Source organism: Micromonospora sp. NPDC126480 (assembly GCF_040302465.1).
In the GTDB taxonomy this organism is placed as follows: domain Bacteria; phylum Actinomycetota; class Actinomycetes; order Mycobacteriales; family Micromonosporaceae; genus Micromonospora.
Map to the genome: position 1 here is coordinate 96,720 of NZ_JBEORU010000016.1, position 20,944 is coordinate 117,663.

The following is a 20,944-nucleotide window of genomic DNA, read 5'->3' on the forward strand; positions in this document are numbered from 1 at the left end:
ATGCGGGACTCGACGCGGCTGCTCCTGGCGGTGCTCTGCGTCCTTTCGCTGGCCGCCTGCACCGGCCCGCCGGCCGGGACCGCGACGCCCACGACACCCGTCGGGCCCGCGAGCGCCGCCACGCCGACCGGTCCCGCGATCGGCGGTGACCGGCCGGTCCGGATGGCCGTGCCCACGGGCTACCGGCCCGGCCGGCCGGCGCCGCTGCTGGTCCTGCTGCACGGGTACGGCGGCAGCCCGGACCAGGACGAGCGTTACCTCGCCCTCGGCCCGGTCGCGGAGGCCGACGGGATGCTGTACGCACGGCCGGAGGGGTTGCGCGACAGTCGCGGCCGGCACTTCTGGAACGCCGCGCCCGCGTGCTGCGACCGGGACGGCGTCGGCGTGGACGACTCCGCCTACCTGCGCGGTGTCATCGAGGAGATCACGCGCCACTACACCGTCGACCCGGCGCGCATCTTCGTGGTCGGCTTCTCCAACGGCGGCTTCATGGCGCACCGCATGGCGTGCGAGCACGCCGACCTGGTGACCGCCGTCGTCAGCTTCGCCGGCGCCGGGCCGCTGGTGGCCGCCGACTGCACGCCGGCCCGGCCGGTGGCGGTGTTGCAGATCCACGGTGACGCCGATGCCTCGGTCCGGTACGAGGGGGGTGACATGGGCGCCAGGTACCCGGGGGCGGTGCGGACGGTGGAGGACTGGGCCCGGCGCAACGGCTGCGCGGTGCCCGGACGGCCCGGCCCGTCCCGCGATCTGATCGCCGGCGCCGGGTCCCCGGACCCGGCGGAGACCCGGACCGTGGCCCATGCTCAGGGCTGCCGCCCGGGCGGGCACGCGGAACTGTGGACCATTGCCGGCGGCGAACACCTTCCGGCCCTCGACGCCGGATTCGCGCGGCAGGTGGTGGACTTCCTTCGCGCCCACCCACGACCGCCCGGCTGACAAGGTGGCGTCCGATTCCGCGCCATGGCGGTCCGGCGTCGTGGCGGTCAGCCCAGGAGGGGCAGCAGGTCCCCGGGACGGGCCGCGGTCAGGTCGGCGGGGGACGCCGGGTCGTACTGGTGACCCCAGGCCGCCGCGACGGCGAGGGCGCCCGCCGAACGCGCGGCGCGCAGGTCGAGCGGTGAATCACCGATGTACGCGGTCCGTTCCGGTGGCACTCCGAGTCGCCGGCAGGCCAGCAGAACCCCCTCGGGGTGCGGCTTGGACCGCTCGACCTGGTCACCGCCGATGACGACGGTGAAGTGCCGCGCCAGGCCGGTGCGCTCGAGCAGGATCCGGGCAGAGGTGTGGCTCGCGCCGGTGAACAGGCCAACCGGCACCCGCCGGGCCGCCTCCGCCACCAGGGCCGCCACCCCCTCGTACGCGGTGACCCGGTCGGCCACCGCGGCGAGTTCGTCGTGGTACCGCGCCAGGTCCTCGGCGGTCGCGGGACGGCCGAGCAGCGCGGTGAGCAGGTCGGCGGGCGCACCGAGCGAGTACCCGGCGATGATCTCCTCGTCGGTGTGCTCCCGGCCGCCCCGGGCGATGACCGCCGCCCGGTACGCCGAGGGAACCGCGGCGTGCGACTCGATCAGCGTCCCGTCCATGTCGAAGACCAGCCCCGCCACCGGAATCCTCGGATTCGTCATGCCGGCGACGCTATCGCTCCGCCACGTGTCCGTTTCCCGACCGGTTCGCCCCGCCACGTCGCGTCGACCGGGCCGGGCTGGCACCGGCCGTCGACAATCGGGGACCCGAGCACCGGGTCTGCCGGACCGGTGCGCGTACGCACGAGGCGGTCGTCGTGTTGAACGCGTTTCTCCAGGCGCTGGTGACCAAGATGATCGAGGCCGTCGTCACGCCGCTGGTGAGCTGGCTCGCGCCGCGGGCGTTGCGGTCGGTGCCGCACCGCGCCACGCCGGACTGCCCCCGGTGCGGAGGCTACGGTGTCGCGCGGTGGGCACCCCGGCGGGCGCGGGTCGCCTTTCAGCTGAGCATCCTGGCCTTCGTGTCGGGCTTCACCCTCGCCTTGCTCGGCGTGCTCTTCGCCCTGGTGGCGATGATCGTGGCCGGGACGGTGGGCGGGTGGAGCGACGTGGCGGAAGCGCTGGCCCTGCTGGCCGCCTCGCTGGTGCCCGGCGCGGTGATGGTCGTGGGCGCCGTCGGGCTCGCCCACTACCACAGCCATCCGCCGAGGTGGTGCGCCCGCTGCGGCGCCCGCTGGCCCGAGCGGTCCCGGGACGAGTACCTGGCGGCGACCGGTGCGGTCAGGAGGGACGTTCCGAGCGGTACGCGGCCGCCAGGCGCTTCGGCGCGCGGGCGTACCACGCCTCGGTGATCAGCTCGGTCAGCTCCTCGACGTCGATGCGGTCCAGCCGGACCAGGACCGCCGGGTATCCGTCGAAGTGCGGGGTGGTGAAGTAGACGGCGGGATCGTCGGCGAGCAGCGCCTCCTTGGCGCCCAGGTCGGGCACCTGCGCGCCGAGGACCGGCCCGTCCGGTGCGGCGGCGCCGAGCGCGTCCCGGTCGCCACGGCGCAGGGGGCGCTCCCACACGAAACCCTTGCCGCGCACCTTCCAGGCGGGCAGCCCGTCGTACGAGGGCGCCTCGGTCGTCTCCGGCAGGTCCAGCGCGATCCGGCGTACGTCGTCCCAGGTGGCCATGGGCTGACCATACGGGTGCCGGGCGCGCCCGGGGTTCCCCTGTTAACAAGGGACCCTTCCTCTACACCAGACGTTAAGAGGGGGCCCTTCCTTACACCTCGGCGGGGGTGGGGCGGGGGGGCGGGCGAAGGGCGGCGGCCAGCGGGAGGGCCGTGACGACGAGGGTGAACAGTGCCGCCGCCACAAGCGCCGGACCGAGCCCCAGCGCCGTCACCGACCAGCCGCCGAGCAGCGCGCCCAGCGGCAGCCCGGCGAAGGCCAGCGAGCCGGCCAGCCCGATCACCCGGGTCTGCAGGTCGGCCGGTGGCCGCTCGTACAGCGCGACCCCGAGCAGGGGGTTGACCACCGCGATGCCGATGCCGGACACGAAGGTCACGGCGAGCACGACCGGCAGGTCCTCGCTGAACGCCAGGACCAGCAGCCGGGGCGGGCCGCTGACCGCCGCGCCGACGGCGAACGTCAGGTCCCGCCGCAGCCGGGGACCGAGCATCGTGAACAGCAGGTTGCCCAGCAGCGCGCCGGCCGAGAAGGCCCCGAGCACGAGACCCAGCCCGGCCGGGCTGCCCAGCACGTCGGCGACCCAGAGCGGGATGTAGACGGCGATGCTGGCGTTGACCACCATGTTGAGTGCCGAGATGACAAGCAGCATGGACAGCAGCGTGCGGTCCCGGCCGAGGTAGCGGAACCCGCCGCCGAGCGCGCTCAGGTAGCCCTGCCGGGCGGCGGCCGGCGCGCCGGCCGGTGCCGGCGGGCGGACCAGGGTCGCCACGATGACCGCGCAGACCGCGAAGCTCGCCGCGTCGATGAGGATCGCCCAGGTCACGCCGAACCACCAGATGAGCAGGCCGCCGACGCCCGCGCCGAGGAGGGTGACCACCCGGCCCAGCCCGTCGTAGACCGACGTCAGCCGGATCAGCTTCACCCCGGCCGCCTCGGCGACCGGGCGGAACATCACGTGCTTGATCCGGTCGCCGACGCCGCGCAGCGTGCCGACGACGGCCACCAGCGCGAGCAGCGCGCCGAAACCGATGAACGGGGTGAGCGCCACCGCCACCATCAGCCCGGCGCTGCCGATGTCGGCGAGGATCGAGGTGCGGCGCAGCCCGATCCGGTCGGCCAGCGGCGGCCCGAGCGCGCTGGACAGCAGGTACGGCAGGGTCTCGGCGGCGGCCACCAGGCCCATCTTGGTGGGGCTCCCGGTCGTCTCCAGCACCAGCCACGGGATGGCGACGACGGAGATCCGGCTGCCCAGGTTGGACAGCAGGTCGGCGCCGACGAGGGCGACGAGTTCGCGGCGTGCGGTCACGCCCGGCTGCCGATCGACGCCTCCGGGTGCTCCACGTCCGAGGGGTGGTCGGCCGCGTACCGGGCCCGCAGCGCGCGCTTGTCCACCTTGTTCGACCGGTTCAGCGGCAGCGCGTCGACGAACTCAACGCCGCCGGGCGCCCACGTCCCGCTGAGCGTGGTGGTCACCAGGTCGATCAGCTCCGCGCCGGTCACGGTCGCGCCGGGGGCCGGTACGACGTACGCGTACGGCAGTTCGCCATCCACCTCGTCCGGTACGCCGATCACCGCGGCGGCGCGGACTGCCGGGTGCCCGGCCAGCACGTCCTCGATCGGCCGGGAGTGGATCGGCCAGCTGCGCCGGCGGGTGAGGATGCGGTCCTGGAGGCGGTCGACCAGGTACAGGTAGCCGTCCTCGTCGAGGTGCCCGATGTCGCGGGTCCGCACCCACCCGTCGACGAGCGTCTCCGCGGTCAGCTCCGGCTGCCCGTGGTAGCCGGCGAAGCGCAGCGCCGTGTGCACCCACACCTCGCCGTCCACCCCGGGCGGCAGCACCGTGCCGTCCTCGGCGCGGATCTCGATGCGCACGTCGCCGTACGGCGTGCCGCAGGAGCGCAGCCGGTCCGGATGGTCCGGGTCCTCGGTGAGCCCCGGCTGGGCGGCGACCACGACCGCCTCGCTGAGCCCGTACACGATGCGCAGCACCGGGCCGAACCGCGCGATCGCCTGGCGCAGCCGGGCGGGCGCGGCGGGCCCGGCGCCCACGTTGAACATGAACATCGAGGCGAAGTCGGCGCCCGGCAGGTCGGGGTGGTCGAGCACCTCGTACAGCATCGGCGGGGTGAGGAATGTGGAGTTGATCCGCTCGGCCGGCACGGTGCGCAGGAACTCCCCGGCGTCCCAGCCGTCGCGCGGGAACAGCACGCCGCCGGTGAACAGGTTGAACAGCGTGGTGATCTGGCCGCTGGCCAGCCACATCGGGGAGTACGACAGGTGCCGCAGCAGCGGGAACCCGGCGGCCCGGAAGTCCGCGGCGAGGGCGAGGACCTGGGTGTAGAAGCTCTCCCGGTGGTGTACCAGCTTCGGCGTGCCGGTGGTCCCGGAGGTCTGCAGGACCGACTCCGGCACCGGCACGCCGGCGGGCAGGTCGGCGGCGCCGCCCGCCGGGACGAGTTCGGCGCCCAGGCGCAGCACCGGCACGCCGGGCAGCCCGGCGGCCAGCTCCGCGCCGAGGCTCGCCGGGTCCCGCGCGTCGTACACCAGGGCGTCCGGGCGGGCGAGCCGCGCGAACTCGTCGATCTCCCGGCGTGAGGTGACCGGGGCGACCCACATCGTCCGGCAGCCCAGCAGGTGCAGGGCGAGCTGCACCAGCGGCGCCTCGACCGGGTTGCCGAGCGCCACCAGCACCGCCGCGCCCGGGCGTACGCCGTGCCGCGTCGCCGCCGCCGCCAGCCCGCGCACCTCGGCGTGCACGTCGGCGTACGTGAGGCGGCGACCGCCGCCCACCAGCGCCGCACGGTCTCCGTACCCGGCGAACAGCTCCAGCGCGCGGTGTACGTATCCCGGTCGGTCGGTCATCCGGACGGCCCCCCATCTCTCGATCGAGCGGCGCCCGGGCGGGACCCGGGCAACGAGCGGCACCCCGGGCGGGACCCGGGCAACGAGCGGTGCCCCGGTGGGACCCGGGCAACGAGCGGCGCCCGGGCAGGGCCCGGGCAGCGTGCGCGGGCTGCGGCGACCGCGCCGCCACCTGTGACCCTAGGGTGACCGGGCGAGGACGGACAGGAGCCGAAGGTGCCTCCGGCCGGCCCGGCGGGACATTTGATCACGTCGATCAGGTCGATTGACGCCCGTCAGCGGCGGCGGCTAGGTTCCGGTCCATCGCCCAGGCAGGTGCCGTCGACGGACGGGGCTCTGGGCTGCCAACGATGGAGGTTCAATGTCGACCCCGAAGAGATGGCATGTCGTCGCGGCCACGGCAACGCTGTTGGTGGCGGGCACCCCCGCCATGGTGGCGAGCGCCGGCCCGTCGGAGACGGAGCGCGGCCGGACGACCTGGGCGGCCTCCTGGGCCGCCGCGGTCACCCGCGGCAACTCGACCGGTCTGACCAACACCGGGCTGAACAACCAGAGCGTCCGCATGGTCGTGCACACCACCGTGGGTGGGCCGGTCCTGCGGGTCCGGCTCAGCAACATGTACGGCGAGCAGGCCGTCCAGGTGGGCCGCGCGACAATCGCCCGCCCGAACACCGCCACCCCCGACGACCTGTCCGACATCGACCCGACGACCCTGCGCGAGCTGACCTTCGGCGGCGCCACCTCGGCCACCATGAACCGTGGCGCCGAGCTGCTCAGCGACCCGATCGCCTTCCCGATCGGCGACCAGCAGGACCTGGTGCTCACCGTCCACTTCCCGACGCTGACCGGGCCGGTGACCTTCCACGGCCAGTCCCGGCAGACCAACTTCATCGGCGCCACCGACCTCACCTCGGCCGCCGACGGCGCCGGCTTCACCATCCGGCCGAACTGCTGCTGGTTCTTCCTGTCCGGCATCGACGTGCAGCGCCGGCACAGCCCCGGCTCGGTGGTGGTCTTCGGTGACTCCATCGCCGACGGCAACGGCAGCACCGTCAACGCCAACAAGCGCTGGCCGGACCTGCTCGCGGACCGGCTCATCGACGCCCGGCCCGATGTCCGCACCCCGGGCGTGCTCAACGCCAGCCTGGCCGGCAACCGGCTCAACCACGAGGGCCCGGAGCCCGGCGCGGGCGGTTTCCCCGGCTACCACGAGCTGGGCCCGAACGCGCTCGCCCGGCTGGACGAGGACGTCTTCGCCCAGACCGACGCCCGGACCGTGATCACCCACCTGGGGATCAACGACATCTGGATGTCGGACGACTCCGCCGACGCGATCATCGCCTCGCTGCGGCAGATCAACCGGCAGGTCAAGGCCCGCGGCCTGCGGAGCCTGGTGGCCACGCTGACCCCGTACGAGGGGCACGGCAACCCGGGCGTGTGGACGCCGGAGAAGGAGGCGACCCGGCAGGCGGTGAACGCGTACCTGCGCAGCAGCACCGAGTTCGACGGGCTGCTGGACTTCGACAAGGTGCTGCGCGACCCGGCGCAGCCCAGCCGGCTGCTGCCGGCGTACGACTCGGGTGACCACATCCACCCGAACGACGCCGGCAACCAGGCGATGGCGGACGCCGTGCCGTTGCGCCTGCTCGGTCTGTGACACCGGTGCGGGCGGCGGGTGATCCCCGCCGCCCGCACCACGGATTTCCTGGGGAGAGTCATCCATGGTGGACATCGAGCGGTTGTTGACCCGGCTCTACAGCGAGGAGGGCCGGCGGGACCCGTACCCCGTCTACGCCCAGCTGCACGCGCTGGGCCCGATCACCGCCCTGCCGGACCGCCCGGAGCACCGGGCGGTCACCGCCGTTGCGGTCGGCTACGATTTGGTCGACGCGGTCCTGCGCGACCCGGAGTGGTACAAGCAGCCGCCGCCGGGCTGGGAGGAGCAGGAGATCCTGCGGACCTTCCAGACCTCGATGATGTTCGTCAACCCGCCCGACCACGGCCGGATGCGGCACGTGTTCGCCGGCACGTTCACCCCGCGCCGGCTCGGCGCGCTGGAACCGGTGATCGTCCGGGTCGCCGACGAGCTGCTGGACCGGATGGCCGACGCCGGGAGCGGTGCGATCGACTTCGTCGCCGACTTCGCGTACCCGCTGCCGGCGCGGGTGATGGCCGAGTTCGTCGGCATCCCGGAGGCGGATCTGCCCTGGTACCGGGAGCGGGTGGACCGCATCGACGAGTTCCTGGACGTGGCCGGCAAGACCCCGCAGCGGCTGGCCGCCGCCAACGCCGCCGGCGCGGAGCTGCGGGCCTTCTACGCCGACCTGCTCGCGCACCGCCGCCGGACGCCGGGGGAGGACCTGATCAGCGGGCTGGTCGAGGCGGTCGACGCGGGCGGGGTGGACCTGACCGAGGACGAGCTGATCAGCAACCTGATCGTGCTGTTCAACGCGAGCTTCGTCACCACCGTCTACATGTTCAGCAACGGGCTGCCGGTGCTGCTGGCCCACCCCGAGGTCGCCGCCGCGCTGCCCGACGATCCGGCGCTGACCGCGGGGGCGGTCGACGAGATCCTGCGGTTGCAGGCGCCGGTGCACTTCCTGGCCCGGGCCGCGCCCCGCGACGCGGTCCTCGGCGGGGTGCCGGTCGCGCAGGACCAGAACGTGCTGCTGATCATCGCCGCCGCCAACCGCGATCCGGCCCGTTTCCCCGACCCGGACCGGTTCGATCCTCGCCGCGCCGGCCCGCCCTCGCTGGCGTTCGGCATCGGCCCGCACTACTGCCTCGGCGCGGCGGTGTCCCGCCTGGAGGGCCGGCTGGCGCTGCCCCGGCTGCTGTCCCGCTTCCCCCGGCTGCGCATCGACGAGCAACCCGTCCACAGCGGCAGCCTGTTCCTGCGGGGCATCGACAAGCTGCTGGTCAGCACCGGGGGAGGGGAGGACCGGTGAGCCTGCACCCCCAGGCTGAGGCGTACCGGGCCGGTCGCGCGGCGGCCGGCACGCCGCCGCTGTACACCCAGACCCTCGCCGAGGCCCGCGCCGCCGACCTCGCCGCGATCCGCGCCGGCTCCGGCGCGGTCGAGCCGGTGCACGAGGTACGCGACACGCACGTCCCCGGTCCCGCCGGCGACCTGCCGGTCCGGGTCCACCGCCCGGCCGGTGCCGGGCCGCTGCCGACGCTGCTGTACTTCTTCGGCGGCGGCTGGACGCTGGGCAGCGTCGACACCGCCGACGGCATCTGCCGGCGGCTGGCCAACGCCGTGCCCTGCCAGGTGGTCACCGTCGGCTACCGGCTCGCCCCCGAGCACCCGTTCCCGGCCGCGGTGCACGACTGCCACGCGGCGCTGCGCCACGTCGCCGCCCGGCCGGAGACGTTCGGTGCCGACCCGGCGCGCCTCGCGGTGGGCGGGGACAGCGCGGGCGGAAACCTGGCGGCCGCGGTCACCCTGCTGGCCCGTTCCGGCGGTCCGCCGCTGGTCGCGCAGTTGCTGGTGTACCCGAACACCGACCAGACCGCCGAGCCGGCCGGCGACGACGATCCGCTGCTGTTCAACCGGCGTTCGGTGACCTGGTACCGCGAGCACTACCTGGCCGACCCGGCCGACGCCCGGAACCCGCTCGCCTCGCCCCTGCTCGCCGAGGACCTGACCGGCCTGCCGCCGGCCCTGGTCGTCACCGCCGAGCACGACCCGCTGCGCGACGAGGGCGAGCGGTACGCCCACCGCCTCCGGGCCGCCGGCGTGCCGACCACGCTGACCCGGTACGCGGGCATGGTGCACGGCTTCTTCGCCATGCCCGGCTCCTTCGACGACGGCCGGCGCGCCCAGGAGCAGGCCGCCGCCTTCCTCCGCGAACGCTTCGCGGCGCCGGCCGCCGCCCCGGCCGGTGCGGTGACCGGGCGATGACTGAGCCGATGCCGAAGCCCGACCTGCCGCTCGGTGACCCGCCCGCGCCCGCCGGGCTGGCCGACTTCGCCGGGCTGGCCCGCGCGGCGCTGGCACCGGAGATCTGGGACTTCGTCGAGGGCGGCAGCGGCGCGGAGACCACGCTCGCGGCGAACCGCCGCGCCCTGGACCGGGTCGGTGTGCTGCCGCGGGTGCTGCGTGGGGTCAACACCCCGCGCACCGAGGCCCGGCTGCTCGGCGCCACCCACGCGCTGCCGGTGGCGGTCGCGCCGATGGCGTACCAGCGGCTGCTGCACCCCGACGGCGAGATCGCCCTGGCCGGCGCGGCCGGGGCGGCGGGCATCCCCTACGTGGCCAGCACGCTGGGCAGCACGCCGATCGAGGAGGTCGCGGCGACCGGGGCGACGGTGTGGTTCCAGCTCTACTGGCTGCGCGACCGGGGACTGGTCGTGGACCTGCTGGACCGGGCGCGGGCGGTCGGCTGCGCCGCGCTGGTGCTCACCGTGGACGTGCCGATCCTCGGCCGGCGGCTGCGGGACGTGCGCAACGCGTTCGCCATCCCGCCGCACGTCGTGGCGGCGAATCTGCCCGCCGGCCGGGACGATCTCGCGCACCAGGCCACCCCGAACGTGTCCGCGGTGGCCGCGCACACCGGGGCGGTCTTCGCCCCGGCGGTGACCTGGGCGGACCTGGAGTGGCTGCGGGAACGGACCCCCGTCCCGCTGGTGGTCAAGGGCGTCCTGGATTCCCGCGACGCGGCCCGCGCGGCCGACGCCGGCGTGGACGCGGTGGTGGTCTCCAACCACGGCGGGCGGCAGCTCGACGGCGCGCCGGCCACCGCGGCGGTCCTGCCCGAGGTGGTCGAGGCGGTGGCCGGCAGGTGCGAGGTGCTCCTCGACAGCGGCGTCCGGGGTGGCGTGGACGTGCTGCGCGCCCTCGCCCTCGGCGCGCACGGCGTGCTGGTGGGCCGCCCGCTGCTGTGGGCGCTCGCCGCCGGCGGCCGGGCCGGGGCGGAGACCGCGCTGTCGCTGCTGGCCGGCGAGCTCCGCGACGCGCTCGCGCTGGCCGGCTGCGCCGACCCGGCCGAGGCGCGGGACCTGCGCACGATGACGGTGGGGTGACGGTGGGCGCGAGCGTGGACCTGCGGTTGGCCGACCTGCATCCGGCCCTCGACGACCCGGCGCTGAACTCGATGAACTTCCTCAACGAGGTCGCGCAGGACTACCCGGACGCGGTGTCGCTGGCCGCCGGCCGGCCGTACGAGGAGTTCCTCGACGTCGCCGCGCTGCCCCGGTACCTGGACGCGTTCGGCCGGCACCTCGCCGACGACCTGGGGCAGGGTCCGGAGCAGGTGCGGCGCACCCTGCTCCAGTACGGGCGGACCAAGGGGATCGTGCACCACCTGGTCGCCCGCAACCTGGCCGTCGACGAGGGGGTGACGGTCGACCCGGAGGCGATCGTGGTCACGGTCGGCTGCCAGGAGGCGATGTTCCTGGTGCTGCGGGCGCTGCGGGCCGGACCGCGGGACGTGCTGCTCGCCGTCGCGCCGACGTACGTGGGCCTGACCGGCGCGGCCCGGCTGCTGGACCTGCCGGTGCGCCCGGTGACCGCCGGACCGTCCGGGGTGGACCCGGCCGACCTGCGGGCCGAGGTGCGCCGGGCCCGGGCCGAGGGGCTGCGGCCGCGCGCCTGCTACCTGATGCCCGACTTCGCCAACCCGTCCGGCACCAGCATCCCGCTCGCCGGCCGGCGGGCCCTGCTGGAGCTGGCCGCCGAGGAGGATCTGCTGCTGATCGAGGACAACCCGTACGGCCTGTTTCCGGCCGGGGACACCCGGCGGCTGCCGACCCTCAAGGCGCTGGACACCGCCCGCCGGGTCGTCTATCTGGGGTCGTTCGCCAAGACGGTGCTGCCCGGCGCCCGGGTCGGCTACGTCGTGGCCGACCAGCGGGTCGCCGGGCGCGACGGCGACGTGGGCCTGCTCGCCGACCAGCTCGCCAGGATCAAGAGCATGGTCACCGTGAACACGTCGGCGATCGCCCAGGCGGTGGTCGGGGGCGCGCTGCTGGAGCACGGGTGCAGCCTGGTGGACGCCACGGCGCGCGAGCGGGCCGCGTACGACCGGAACCTGCGCCATCTCGTCGACGGCCTGCGCCGGCGGTTCCCGGCGGGGGCGCCGGTGCGGTGGACCGTGCCGACCGGCGGGTTCTTCGTGGTGCTCACCGTGCCGTTCCCGGTCGACGACGCGCTGCTGCACCGCTCCGCGCGCGAGTACGGGGTGCTGTGGACGCCGATGGCCCACTTCTACGACGGCGGGAAGCCGGTGCGGGCGCTGCGGCTCTCGGTGAGCGCGGTCACCCCGGCCCAGATCGACGCGGGGCTGGACCGGCTGACCGCGCTGATCACCGACGAGCTGTCCCGCCGTGGCGCCACCGCGCCGGTCGGTTGACACATCGCGTTCACCGCGTCGCAATCCGCGTCGGCCTGCGTACCGCCGTCCTTGATGGACACACATAATGGACGCATGGTCGCCTGGGAGTACGCCCTGCTGGTCCGCCGCTACCAAGGGCAGGGCCGCAATTTCCATGTCAGTTTCGTCTGGTACGGCCCCGACGGGTCACGCCGCGACGTCACCGCGTACGGCGACACGGCGATCGCGCACCTCAACCGGGTCGGTCGCGACGGGTGGGAGCTGGTGTCCGCCGCCGAGGACGTGAACAACGTGCAGGGCAGCACCGAGGTGCACCGCTACCACCTCAAGCGCCCCATCGCCGAGGCCCAGCGCGCGCACTAGACAAGCGAACCAGGTTTCGTGAATAATAGAGCGTAGTTCGATGGGGAGTACCCGACACCGACGCGCCGTCGCCAGTACGGCGCCGCTGCGCCCGCGCCCTGCCGCGGACGGAGCGGCCCCGGCGGCGCGGGCCGCCAACGCCGCGGTCCGGGGAGACCGTCGACCGGCACGCCGGCGACCCGCGCCGGCCGGTCGAGGGGAGTCGGGATGTCCCTGTCCGTTCCGTGGTGGGCCTGGCTGGCGCTGACCGTCGGCATCGCACTGATGCTCGCGGTCGACCTGTTCCTGCACCGCGACAACCACGTCATCGGGTTCCGCGAGGCAGCCACCTGGTCGGCCGTCTGGGTCGCGGCCGGGCTCGCCTTCGGCGTCCTGCTCTGGGTCTGGCAGGGCGACGAGGCGGCCGGCGCCTACTACGCGGGGTACCTGATCGAGAAGGCGCTCTCGGTTGACAACGTCTTCGTCTTCGCGCTCGTCTTCACCTACTTCGCGGTGCCCGCCGCGTACCAGCACAAGGTCCTGTTCTGGGGCGTCGTCGGCGCGCTCGCGTTCCGGCTGGTGTTCATCTTCGTCGGCGCCGAACTGCTGCAGACCTTCTTCTGGACCGCGTACGTCTTCGGTGCCTTCCTCGTCTGGACCGGCTGGAAGATGGCCTTCCGGCACGACGAGGAGGTCCACCCGGAGCGCAACCTCGTGGTGCGGCTGGTCCGTCGGGTGGTACCCACCGACCCCCGCTACCACGGGGACCGGTTCTTCGTCCGGCTCGACGGGCGGCGGGTCGCCACCCTGCTCTTCGTCGTGCTGATCGCGGTCGAGGCGACCGACCTGGTCTTCGCGATCGACTCGGTCGCCGCCGTGCTGGCGATCACGACCAGCACGTTCATCGTCTGGACCGCCAACGCCTTCGCGGTGCTGGGCCTGCGCAGCCTCTACTTCTGCCTGGCCGGGCTGCTGCGCCGCTTCACCAAGCTGCACTACGGTCTGGCGGTCCTGCTCGCCTTCGCCGGCGTGAAGCTGATCCTCTCCGAGACGCCGGTCGGCAAGCTGCCCGTCCCGGTGACCCTGGGCGTCATCGTGGTCACCCTGGCCGTCTCGATCGGGTGGAGCCTCGTCGCGACCCGCGAGGAGCGGCTTGCGGACGTCGAGGGGTGAACCTCTCCCGGTCGGCGACCGTGTCAACTAGGGTCAAGGTCGATCTTGTCGATGAGGGTTCGGAGAGCATGAGTTTTCGGCTGCTGGCGGTCGCCGTGTGCACCGTCCTCCTGCCGGTCGCGGTCCCGACGGCGGCCACCGCCGCGCCGGGGCGTACCACCGCCGTCGCCCGCGAGGTGCCGTGTCCGCGCGTCGCGGTGCCCAAACCGGCGCCGTCCCGGCCCCCGCGGCCGTCCCCGCCGCCGCCGCGGCCCGAGGACCGTGCCGTGGGTGGCGAGGCACTTGCCACCGTCGGCCTGGTGGTCCCCGACGGCGCGCCCCGGCCGCCCGGGGTCACCGCGACCTCGTGGCTCGTCGCGGACCTGGACACCGGCCAGGTGCTCGGCGCGTGCGGCCCGCACGAGTACGCCACCCCGGCCAGCGTGCAGAAGCTGCTGCTGGCGGCGGCCCTGCTGCCGCGCCTCGACCCCGCGCAGGTGGTCACGGTGACCCGCGAGGACCTGGACATCGAGCCCGGCTCGTCGGCCGTCGGGCTGGTCGTGGGCGGGCAGTACCGCGTCGAGACGGTGTGGCTGGGGCTCCTGCTGCAGTCCGGCAACGAGGCGGCGAACGTCCTCGCCCGCCTCGGTGGCGGCGCCGAGGGTCAGGCCGGCGGCGTGCGGGCGATGAACGAGACCGCCCGCCGCCTGGGTGCCCGGCAGACGCGCGCGGTGACACCGTCCGGCCTGGACGGTCCGGGCCAGTTCACAAGCGCCTACGACCTCGCCCTGATCGCCCGGGCGTGTTTCGCCGACCCGACCTTCCGGCGGTACGCGCTGACCGAGACGCACCAGATCCCCGCCCAGCGCCGGCCCCGGACCAAGGGCTTCCAGATCCAGAACGAGAACCAGCTCATCCACCGCTACCCGGGGGCGCTGGGCGGCAAGACCGGCTTCACCAACCTGGCCCGGCACACGTACGTCGGGGCGGCGGAGCGCGGCGGCCGGCGGCTGGTGGTGACCCTGCTGGGTGCGGAGGCCCGGCCGCTGCGCGGCTGGCAGCAGGGCGCCGAGCTGCTCGACTGGGGTTTCTCCCTGCCCCGGGACACCGGCGTCGGCCGGCTCGTCGAGCCGGGCGAGCTGGAGCCGTCCCCCTCCGCCGCGCCGGTCCCGAGGGCCGCCGACGCCCGTCCGGCAGCCGATCCGCTCCCCGAGGGGCTGACCGGGCCGGGGCCGCTGCTGGTCGCGGCGGTGGCCGGGGTGGGTGGCCTGCTGGCGCTTGTGGTGCGCCGGGCCCGCGCGCCCCGCCGGCGGCGCGGTCGGCGTCGCGCCTGACCGCCGGCGGTGCCGGAAGTTCCGGTGCTCTCCCGGAACGCGCTCCCGCCGGACCGGCCCGGGCTCAGGACCGGGGCGGCGGGGCGGTGCTGTCCCGGACGACCAGCTCGGTGGCCAGCTCGACCCGGGGGGAGTCGATGCCCTCGCCCTGCGCCAGCCGCAGCGCCGTCCGCGCCGCCAGCCGGCCCATCTCGACCAGGGGCTGGCGGACGGTGGTCAGCGGCGGCGACGCCCACCGCGCCTCGGGCAGGTCGTCGAAACCCACCACGCTGATGTCGTCGGGCACCCGCAGCCCCTTGCGACGGATCGCCTCGTAGACGCCGAAGGCCATCTGGTCGCTGGCGGCGAAGATCGCCGTGGGCGGGTCGTCGAGGTCCAGCAGCGCGGTGCCGCCGGCGAAGCCGGAGGCGTGGTAGAAGTCGCCGGGCTGCACGAGTCGGTCGTCCACCGTGACGCCGGCGGCCTCCAGGGCGGCGCGGTGACCGTCGAGGCGGGCCCGGCTGCACAGCATGTTTGTCGGGCCGGCCACGAAACCGATCCGCCGGTGCCCGAGGGAGAGCAGGTGCTCGGTCGCGGCGATGCCGCCGGCCCAGTTGGTCGCGCCGACCGTGGGCACGTCGGTGGCCGGCACGCCGGCCGGGTCGACCACCACCACCGGCACGTTGAGCCGGCGCAGTTGCGCGTGCAGCGGCGGGCTCAGGTGCGAGGTCACGAAGATGACGCCGTCGGTCGCCCGCGCGCGCAGGTTCTGCAGCCACTGCCGGGCGGAGGCCGGTTGCCGGTGGATCGCGGAGACCACCGTGCCGACCCCGGCGCCGTGGCCGACGTCCTCCACACCACGGATGATCTCCACCGCCCAGGGGCTGTCCAGGTCGTTGAAGACCAGGTCGAGCAGGCCGGCCCGGTGCACCGCGCGGTTGCCGGGGCGCCGGTAGCCGTGCTGGCGCAGCAGCTCCTCGACGCGTTCCCGGGTGTCGGGTGCGACGTCCGAGCGCCCGTTGAGCACGCGGGAGACGGTCGGCACGGAGACGCCGGCCTCCCGCGCGATCGCGGTGATGGTCACCCTGCGTCCCTCGTCCGTGTCCACCCGAGCCTCCTTCACCGGCCGGGCACGAGCCGACCGGGCATCGACGCAGATCCGGAACGGCTCGCCCGCCCCCGGGGATCATCTTGCCCCACCCAGGGGGGTTGACGACATGGCGGGGCGGTTCTAGCGTGCGAGCAGGTTACGGAAACGTTCCGGAAGTTTATCGAACGCCTTTCGCGCCGCCCACCCCCTGAAACCACACAATGAAATGCCTCGATGATGCGAATACGCTCGCGCCTTGCCCGCGCCGTCGCGGTCGGCGCCGCCCTCGCCCTGATTCCGCCCCTGGCGGCCTGCGGCGGTGACGACGCGGGCGGTACGCCCGACCAGATCCGCATTCTGGTCTACGGCGACGGCACCAACCGGGTGGAGGCACAGATCGTCGAGACCTTCAACCGGACCTCCAAGGTCAAGGCCGTCCTGGAGACCGTCCCCGGTGCCGACTACGAGATGCGGCTCCGGACGATCATCGACACCGACCAGGCGCCGGACGTCTTCTTCAACTGGGGTGGCGGCAGCATCGCGCCACTGGTCAGGGCCGGCCTGCTGCTGCCGCTCGACGACATGATCGCCAAGGACCCGGGTCTGAAGGACAACTTCCTGCCCTCGGTGTTCGACACCGCCGTCGTCGACGGCAGGGCGTACGGCGTCCCGATGCGCGGCACCCAGCCGGTGCTGCTGTTCCACAACAAGAAGGTCCTCGCCGACAACGGCCTGGCCCCGCCGCGGACCTGGGACGACCTGCTCGACGCGGTGGACGTCCTCAAGGCCCGGAAGATCACCCCGATCGCCCTCGGCGGCGGCGACCAGTGGCCGACCCAGATGTGGTTCCAGTACCTCTACGACCGGGTCGCCGGCCCGGAGCTGTTCCGCTCGGCGCTCGCCGGGGAGAAGGACGTGTGGGCGAGCGCGGACAGCCGCCGCGCCCTCGACCTGCTGCGGCAGCTCACCGACGCCGGCGCCTTCGGCACCAGCTTCGACTCGGTCAAGTTCACCGACGGCGGCTCACCGACCCTGCTCGCCAGTGGCCGGGCCGGCTTCGAGCTGATGGGCTCGTGGGCGTACTCCACGCACCACGACGCCAACCCCGAGTTCGCCAGGAACGACCTCGGGTGGACCACGTTCCCCCGCGTCCCCGGCGGCAAGGGCGACCGGCGCAACGTGGCCGGCAACACCAACAACTTCTACTCGGTGCACCACCGGACCAGGCACCCGGAGGCGGTCGCCGAGTTCCTCAAGCTCATGTACTCCGCCGAGTTCGTCCGGGCGCAGCTGGCCATCGGCAACCTGCCCACCACCGTCGACACCGGGGAGTTCCTCGACAGCGCCGGCAACCCGGCGTACGCGAGGTTCCAGTACGACCTGGTGAAGCGGGCGCCGTCGTTCCAGCTCTCCTGGGACCAGGCCTACCCGCCGGCCGCCACCACCACCATCCACCGCGCGGTGCAGCAGTACACCAACGGGCGGATGGACGCCGACGGCTTCATCAAGGCCATGCAGTCGTTGCAGGCCGGCTGACCATGGCCGGCACGCACCCGCGGTGCCCCGTGACCAGGTGGGAGGGCTGATCGTGTTCACCGACCTGCCGGAGGAGCGGCTGCGGGGCCACCGCAGCGCGGTGGCCGACCCGGTCGACTTCGACCTCTTCTGGGCCGAGACGATCGGCGCCGCCCGGCTGGCCGAGTGGCCGGTCCGGGCCCAGCCGGTGGACACCGGGCTGACCACGGTCGACGTGTACGACGTGACCTTCGCCGGGTACGCCGGCCAGCCGGTACGGGCCTGGCTGCGCGTGCCGGCGGAGTCGAACGGGCCGCTGCCGGCGGTGGTGCAGTACGCCGGCTACGGAGGCGGCCGGGGACACCCGGTGGAGACGTTGCTGTGGGCGTCGGCCGGCTTCGCCCACCTGCAGATGGACACCCGGGGACAGGGGTCGGGCTGGAGCCGGGGCGACACCCCGGACCCGGCCGCCGCCGGACCCGAGGCCCCGGGTGTGGTCACCCGCGGCATCGGCAGCCCGCGCACCTACTACTACCGCCGACTGATCACCGACGCGGTGCAGGCGGTCCACGCCGTACGCGACCTGCCCTGGGTCGACCCGCACCGGGTGGCCGTCCTCGGGCACAGCCAGGGCGGCGCGCTGGCGCTGGCCGCCGCCGCCCTGGCACCCGGGCTCCGGGCGGTGGTGGCCGGAGTGCCGTTCCTCTGCGACATCCCGCACGCCGTGGTCAGCACCGACGCCTACCCGTACCGGGAGATCCGCGACTACCTGGCGATCCACCGCGACGCCGAGGAGCGGGTACTTGCCACCCTCGCGTACGTCGACGGGGTGAACTTCGCCCGCCGCTGCCGGCTGCCGGCCCGGTTCTCGGTCGCGCTCATGGACGAGATCGTGCCGCCGTCCACCGTGTACGCCGCCGTGAACGCGTGGTGCGGCCCGGCCGAGCTGGCCGTGTGGCGGTACAACGGCCACGAGGCGGGTGGCGTCGACGACGACGTGGCGGCGCTGGAGTTCCTCCGTACCCATCTCGGGCCACCGCGCCGCACCGACGACCCCGCCGACGACGACCCGGACGTGCCCTCGCCGTCCGCCGACGTACCGTTCGGCGCGGACGGCCCGGTCGCCGGTAACCACGCCGTCCGCTGAGCCGGATCAGCCGATCAGGTCCCGCCGCTGGTGGCCGGCCACGCCGAGCGCCGCGGCGACAAGCGCCAGCACGATCATCGTGAGCGCCGCGGGCCAGTTGACACCCGTTGCGGGCACGGCCGCGAGGTGCGCGAACGGTGACAGGTGCGCCACCCAGGCCGGTGCGCCGACGCTGTCAGCCACGACCTGGAGCAGGAAGCCGCCGGCCGCCGGGAGCGCGCCGACGCCGGCCACCGCCCGGGGCACCCAGCCGAGGGCCAGCACCGCCGCGCCCGCGCAGAGCAGCACGACCGGCAGGACGTTCAGCGTCCCGGCCAGCGCCGCTGCCAGCGGCAGGTCCGCGCCGACCGACGCGGCGCCGGCCCAGGTGGCCACCGCCGCCACCGCGAGCAGCACCACTGAGCCGGCGACGACGGTCAGCGCCTCCGCGCCGAGCAGGCGCCGGCGGGTGACCGGAAGGGCGTACAGGAGAGTCAGCCGCCGGTCGGCCTCCGCCGCGGCGAAGGCGCCCAGGCGTACCGCCGCGAAGGTGCCCACCGGGACGGCGAGCAGGGCGAACAGGGTGGCCGCGTACCCCCGGACGCTGCTCAACCCGGCGAAGCCGGCCTGGGCCGCGAGTTCGGCGAAGCGGGGGTTGTCGGCGAGGAACCGTGTCATCGACGTCGCGAGCACACCGATCAGCAGGAAGTACGCACCGACGCCGGCCGCCCAGCCGGCGAGCGGGCGCAGCAGCCGGCGCAGCGCGAACCGGGGCACCGAGCCGAGCAGGAGCCGCCGGGGCGGCCGCCCGGCGGTGCCGGCGACCAGGCCGCCGCCGACGTCCCGGCGACCGGCGAGGACGATCGCCGCGGCGCCGACGACGACCGCCCCGGCCGCCAGGACCACCAGCGGCAGGGACCGGTCGTCCAGGTAGGGCCGGGTCAGCGCGAGCAGCCCGAACGGCGACAGCCACCGTAGCCAGGCCAGCGCGGCGACACCGTCACCGACCATCCGGGCGAGCAGCCCGACCCCGAGCACGGCCACGGTGGCGCCGGTCGCCCCGGCCCGGGTGGGGAACACCTGGGCGGCGAGGGCGGCGAGCGCGACCGCGAACAGCCCGGCCAGCGCGAGACCCGCGCCGTGCCGTACCGCCCCGGCGGCCGGGGTGCCGGCCGCGACCAGCGCGCCGGTGACCGCCACCCCGACGGCCCCCATGACGCCGGCCAGAACGAGCAGGTGCCGGCCCAGCACCGCGCGGACCCCGAGCCGTCCGGCGAGCAGGAGGCTCCAGCGACCGGCCTCCTCCTCGCCCCGCGTGGTGCGGGTGACCGCGAGCAGCCCCCAGACCGACAGCAGGACGGCCAGGACCGTGCCGGTGCGCCAGACGGTGAAGCCACCGGGCGTGTCCAACGCGACCGGCTCGCCGAACAGCGTGCGGATCGCCGGGTTCCCGGCCAGGGCGGCCAGCGCGGCCGCGTCGGCCTCGGTGCCCATCGTGCTCGCGTACGTGGCGGCGACCAGAGCCGACATGCCGGCGGTGACGGCGACGACGATCAGGCCGCCGCGCTGGATCTGGCGCGCCGCCAGGCGGGTGACGGCCCGCCCGGCGAGCGCGGCGCTCACGGCTGCTCCCCGTAGTAGTCGAGGAAGATCTCCTCCAGGGTGGGCTCCCGCATGCTGACCGCCGTGACGTCCGCCGCCGTGATCTGGCGCAGCGCCGGCCCCGGTGGCCCGGTGAGCGTGAACCGCAGCGCGCCGTCGGCGCCGCGTTCGACGGCACCCACACCGGGCACGTCGCGCAGGTCCGGCGCCGGGCCGGCGAACCGGACCAGGACCTCGGTGCGGTGCAGGGCCCGCAGGTCGGGCACCGTGGCGACGTCGACCAGCTTCCCGGCCCGCAGGATCCCCACCCGGTCGCAGACCGCCTCCACCTCGGCCAACTGGTGCGAGCAGAGGAACACCGTCCGGCCGTCGGCCCGGGCTTCGGCGACCGCCCGCCGGAACTCCCGCTCCATGAGCGGATCCAGCCCGCTGGTCGGCTCGTCGAGGACCAGCAGCGGAGCCCGGGTGGCGAACGCGGCCACCAGCGCGACCTTCTGCCGGTTGCCGGTCGAGTACGCGCCGGCCGGCTTCGACAGGTCGAGCGCGAACCGCCGGACCAGCTCGTCCCGGTAGGCCCGGTCGACGCCCGGACCGACGGCGCCGAGCAGCTCCAGCACCTCCGCGCCGGTCAGCCGGGGCCACAGCGCCACGTCGGCGGGCACGTACGCGAGGCGCTGGTGCGCCGCGGCCACGTCGGCGGCGTCCGAGCCGAAGATCCACGCCCGGCCGGAGGTCGGGCGGGCCAGGCCGAGCAGCAGCCGGATGGTGGTGGACTTGCCGGCGCCGTTCGGGCCGAGGAAACCGAACACCTCCCCGGCGGGAACCGTCAGATCCAACCCGTCCAGGGCGGACACGGTGCCGTACCGCTTGGTCAGGGCTTCGGTGCGGATTGCGGGCGCGCTCACGGCAGCCTCCCGGGTCGTCGGGGCTCACGACTGCCGACCAGACTTCCCGGCGCACCGCGG

19 protein-coding genes are annotated in these 20,944 nt (G+C 74.6%); 12 read left to right on the top strand and 7 right to left on the bottom strand.

From position 1 onward, the window contains the following. Window positions 1–939 carry a CE1 family esterase gene (locus ABTW87_RS17035; RefSeq protein WP_350651768.1) on the top strand — a complete coding sequence of 313 codons (939 nt, stop codon included), beginning with the start codon at window positions 1–3 and terminating at the stop codon, window positions 937–939. 47 nt (window positions 940–986) lie between these two features. Here ABTW87_RS17035 and ABTW87_RS17040 read toward each other — a convergent pair whose 3' ends face one another. Further along, window positions 987–1,628 carry an HAD family hydrolase gene (locus ABTW87_RS17040; protein ID WP_350651769.1) on the bottom strand — a complete coding sequence of 214 codons (642 nt, stop codon included), beginning with the start codon at window positions 1,626–1,628 and terminating at the stop codon, window positions 987–989. Between the two features lie 155 nt (window positions 1,629–1,783). On the opposite strand from ABTW87_RS17040, the gene ABTW87_RS17045 reads away from it, so the two are divergent. Further along, window positions 1,784–2,317 (top strand): hypothetical protein, encoded by a 534-nt coding sequence (locus tag ABTW87_RS17045; RefSeq protein ID WP_350651770.1) that lies wholly within the window; start codon window positions 1,784–1,786, stop codon window positions 2,315–2,317. Here ABTW87_RS17045 and ABTW87_RS17050 read toward each other — a convergent pair. The 3 genes from ABTW87_RS17050 to ABTW87_RS17060 form a co-directional block, all read right to left on the bottom strand. After that, window positions 2,247–2,642 (bottom strand): MmcQ/YjbR family DNA-binding protein, encoded by a 396-nt coding sequence (locus ABTW87_RS17050; protein WP_350651771.1) that lies wholly within the window; start codon window positions 2,640–2,642, stop codon window positions 2,247–2,249. The genes ABTW87_RS17045 and ABTW87_RS17050 overlap by 71 nt on opposite strands. Window positions 2,643–2,733: 91 nt before the next feature. Next, window positions 2,734–3,948 carry an MFS transporter gene (locus ABTW87_RS17055; RefSeq protein ID WP_350651772.1) on the bottom strand — a complete coding sequence of 405 codons (1,215 nt, stop codon included), beginning with the start codon at window positions 3,946–3,948 and terminating at the stop codon, window positions 2,734–2,736. Next, window positions 3,945–5,504 carry a class I adenylate-forming enzyme family protein gene (locus ABTW87_RS17060; protein WP_350651773.1) on the bottom strand — a complete coding sequence of 520 codons (1,560 nt, stop codon included), beginning with the start codon at window positions 5,502–5,504 and terminating at the stop codon, window positions 3,945–3,947. Before ABTW87_RS17060 ends, ABTW87_RS17055 begins: the two co-directional genes overlap by 4 nt. Window positions 5,505–5,865: 361 nt before the next feature. Between ABTW87_RS17060 and ABTW87_RS17065 the strand changes: the two genes are divergently transcribed. From ABTW87_RS17065 to ABTW87_RS17100, 8 genes are all read left to right on the top strand, one after another. After that, window positions 5,866–7,161 carry an SGNH/GDSL hydrolase family protein gene (locus tag ABTW87_RS17065; protein WP_350651774.1) on the top strand — a complete coding sequence of 432 codons (1,296 nt, stop codon included), beginning with the start codon at window positions 5,866–5,868 and terminating at the stop codon, window positions 7,159–7,161. Window positions 7,162–7,225: 64 nt separating this feature from the next. Further along, a complete protein-coding gene (locus ABTW87_RS17070; RefSeq protein ID WP_350651775.1) occupies window positions 7,226–8,452 on the top strand; it encodes a cytochrome P450 in 1,227 nt (408 codons plus the stop codon). Beyond that, window positions 8,449–9,408, top strand: coding sequence for a LipP1 family hormone-sensitive lipase (lipP1, locus tag ABTW87_RS17075; protein ID WP_350651776.1), 960 nt, complete (start codon window positions 8,449–8,451; stop codon window positions 9,406–9,408). The genes ABTW87_RS17070 and lipP1 overlap by 4 nt, the downstream gene beginning before the upstream one ends. Next, window positions 9,405–10,529 carry an alpha-hydroxy acid oxidase gene (locus tag ABTW87_RS17080; RefSeq protein ID WP_350651777.1) on the top strand — a complete coding sequence of 375 codons (1,125 nt, stop codon included), beginning with the start codon at window positions 9,405–9,407 and terminating at the stop codon, window positions 10,527–10,529. Before lipP1 ends, ABTW87_RS17080 begins: the two co-directional genes overlap by 4 nt. Beyond that, window positions 10,478–11,857, top strand: a complete 1,380-nt coding sequence (locus tag ABTW87_RS17085) for an aminotransferase-like domain-containing protein (protein ID WP_350651798.1) — start codon at window positions 10,478–10,480, stop codon at window positions 11,855–11,857. Before ABTW87_RS17080 ends, ABTW87_RS17085 begins: the two co-directional genes overlap by 52 nt. A 75-nt stretch (window positions 11,858–11,932) precedes the next feature. Further along, window positions 11,933–12,202 (top strand): hypothetical protein, encoded by a 270-nt coding sequence (locus ABTW87_RS17090; RefSeq protein WP_350651778.1) that lies wholly within the window; start codon window positions 11,933–11,935, stop codon window positions 12,200–12,202. Between the two features lie 213 nt (window positions 12,203–12,415). Further along, window positions 12,416–13,354, top strand: coding sequence for a TerC family protein (locus tag ABTW87_RS17095; protein ID WP_350651799.1), 939 nt, complete (start codon window positions 12,416–12,418; stop codon window positions 13,352–13,354). Between the two features lie 68 nt (window positions 13,355–13,422). Continuing rightward, window positions 13,423–14,667, top strand: a complete 1,245-nt coding sequence (locus ABTW87_RS17100) for a D-alanyl-D-alanine carboxypeptidase family protein (protein ID WP_350651779.1) — start codon at window positions 13,423–13,425, stop codon at window positions 14,665–14,667. 64 nt (window positions 14,668–14,731) lie between these two features. Here ABTW87_RS17100 and ABTW87_RS17105 read toward each other — a convergent pair whose 3' ends face one another. Continuing rightward, the gene (locus ABTW87_RS17105; RefSeq protein WP_350651780.1) at window positions 14,732–15,754 is read right to left on the bottom strand and encodes a LacI family DNA-binding transcriptional regulator; all 1,023 of its coding nucleotides are present in this window, start codon (window positions 15,752–15,754) and stop codon (window positions 14,732–14,734) included. Window positions 15,755–15,970: 216 nt separating this feature from the next. On the opposite strand from ABTW87_RS17105, the gene ABTW87_RS17110 reads away from it, so the two are divergent. Together ABTW87_RS17110 and ABTW87_RS17115 are read left to right on the top strand one after the other, a co-directional pair. After that, window positions 15,971–17,272 (top strand): ABC transporter substrate-binding protein, encoded by a 1,302-nt coding sequence (locus ABTW87_RS17110; protein ID WP_350651781.1) that lies wholly within the window; start codon window positions 15,971–15,973, stop codon window positions 17,270–17,272. A gap of 52 nt (window positions 17,273–17,324) precedes the next feature. Then, entirely contained in the window at window positions 17,325–18,398 is a 1,074-nt protein-coding gene (locus ABTW87_RS17115; RefSeq protein WP_502891598.1) for an acetylxylan esterase, read from the top strand. A 6-nt stretch (window positions 18,399–18,404) separates the two neighbouring features. Here the strand turns inward: ABTW87_RS17115 and ABTW87_RS17120 are convergent, their stop codons facing one another. Both ABTW87_RS17120 and ABTW87_RS17125 read right to left on the bottom strand, forming a co-directional pair. Then, entirely contained in the window at window positions 18,405–20,000 is a 1,596-nt protein-coding gene (locus ABTW87_RS17120; RefSeq protein ID WP_350651782.1) for an ABC transporter permease, read from the bottom strand. Continuing rightward, entirely contained in the window at window positions 19,997–20,884 is an 888-nt protein-coding gene (locus tag ABTW87_RS17125) for an ABC transporter ATP-binding protein (RefSeq protein WP_350651783.1), read from the bottom strand. The genes ABTW87_RS17120 and ABTW87_RS17125 overlap by 4 nt, the downstream gene beginning before the upstream one ends. Between the last annotated feature and the right edge of the window lie 60 nt (window positions 20,885–20,944).

Bases quoted from the DNA above. Each gene is read 5' to 3' on its own strand.
- ABTW87_RS17065 (WP_350651774.1), top strand. From the start codon at position 5,866: ATGTCGACCCCGAAGAGATGGCATGTCGTCGCGGCCACGGCAACGCTG.
- ABTW87_RS17100 (WP_350651779.1), top strand. From the start codon at position 13,423: ATGAGTTTTCGGCTGCTGGCGGTCGCCGTGTGCACCGTCCTCCTGCCG.
- ABTW87_RS17080 (WP_350651777.1), top strand. From the start codon at position 9,405: ATGACTGAGCCGATGCCGAAGCCCGACCTGCCGCTCGGTGACCCGCCC.
- ABTW87_RS17035 (WP_350651768.1), top strand. From the start codon at position 1: ATGCGGGACTCGACGCGGCTGCTCCTGGCGGTGCTCTGCGTCCTTTCG.
- ABTW87_RS17040 (WP_350651769.1), bottom strand. From the start codon at position 1,628: ATGACGAATCCGAGGATTCCGGTGGCGGGGCTGGTCTTCGACATGGAC.
- ABTW87_RS17090 (WP_350651778.1), top strand. From the start codon at position 11,933: ATGGTCGCCTGGGAGTACGCCCTGCTGGTCCGCCGCTACCAAGGGCAG.
- ABTW87_RS17050 (WP_350651771.1), bottom strand. From the start codon at position 2,642: ATGGCCACCTGGGACGACGTACGCCGGATCGCGCTGGACCTGCCGGAG.
- ABTW87_RS17070 (WP_350651775.1), top strand. From the start codon at position 7,226: ATGGTGGACATCGAGCGGTTGTTGACCCGGCTCTACAGCGAGGAGGGC.
- ABTW87_RS17060 (WP_350651773.1), bottom strand. From the start codon at position 5,504: ATGACCGACCGACCGGGATACGTACACCGCGCGCTGGAGCTGTTCGCC.
- ABTW87_RS17110 (WP_350651781.1), top strand. From the start codon at position 15,971: ATGATGCGAATACGCTCGCGCCTTGCCCGCGCCGTCGCGGTCGGCGCC.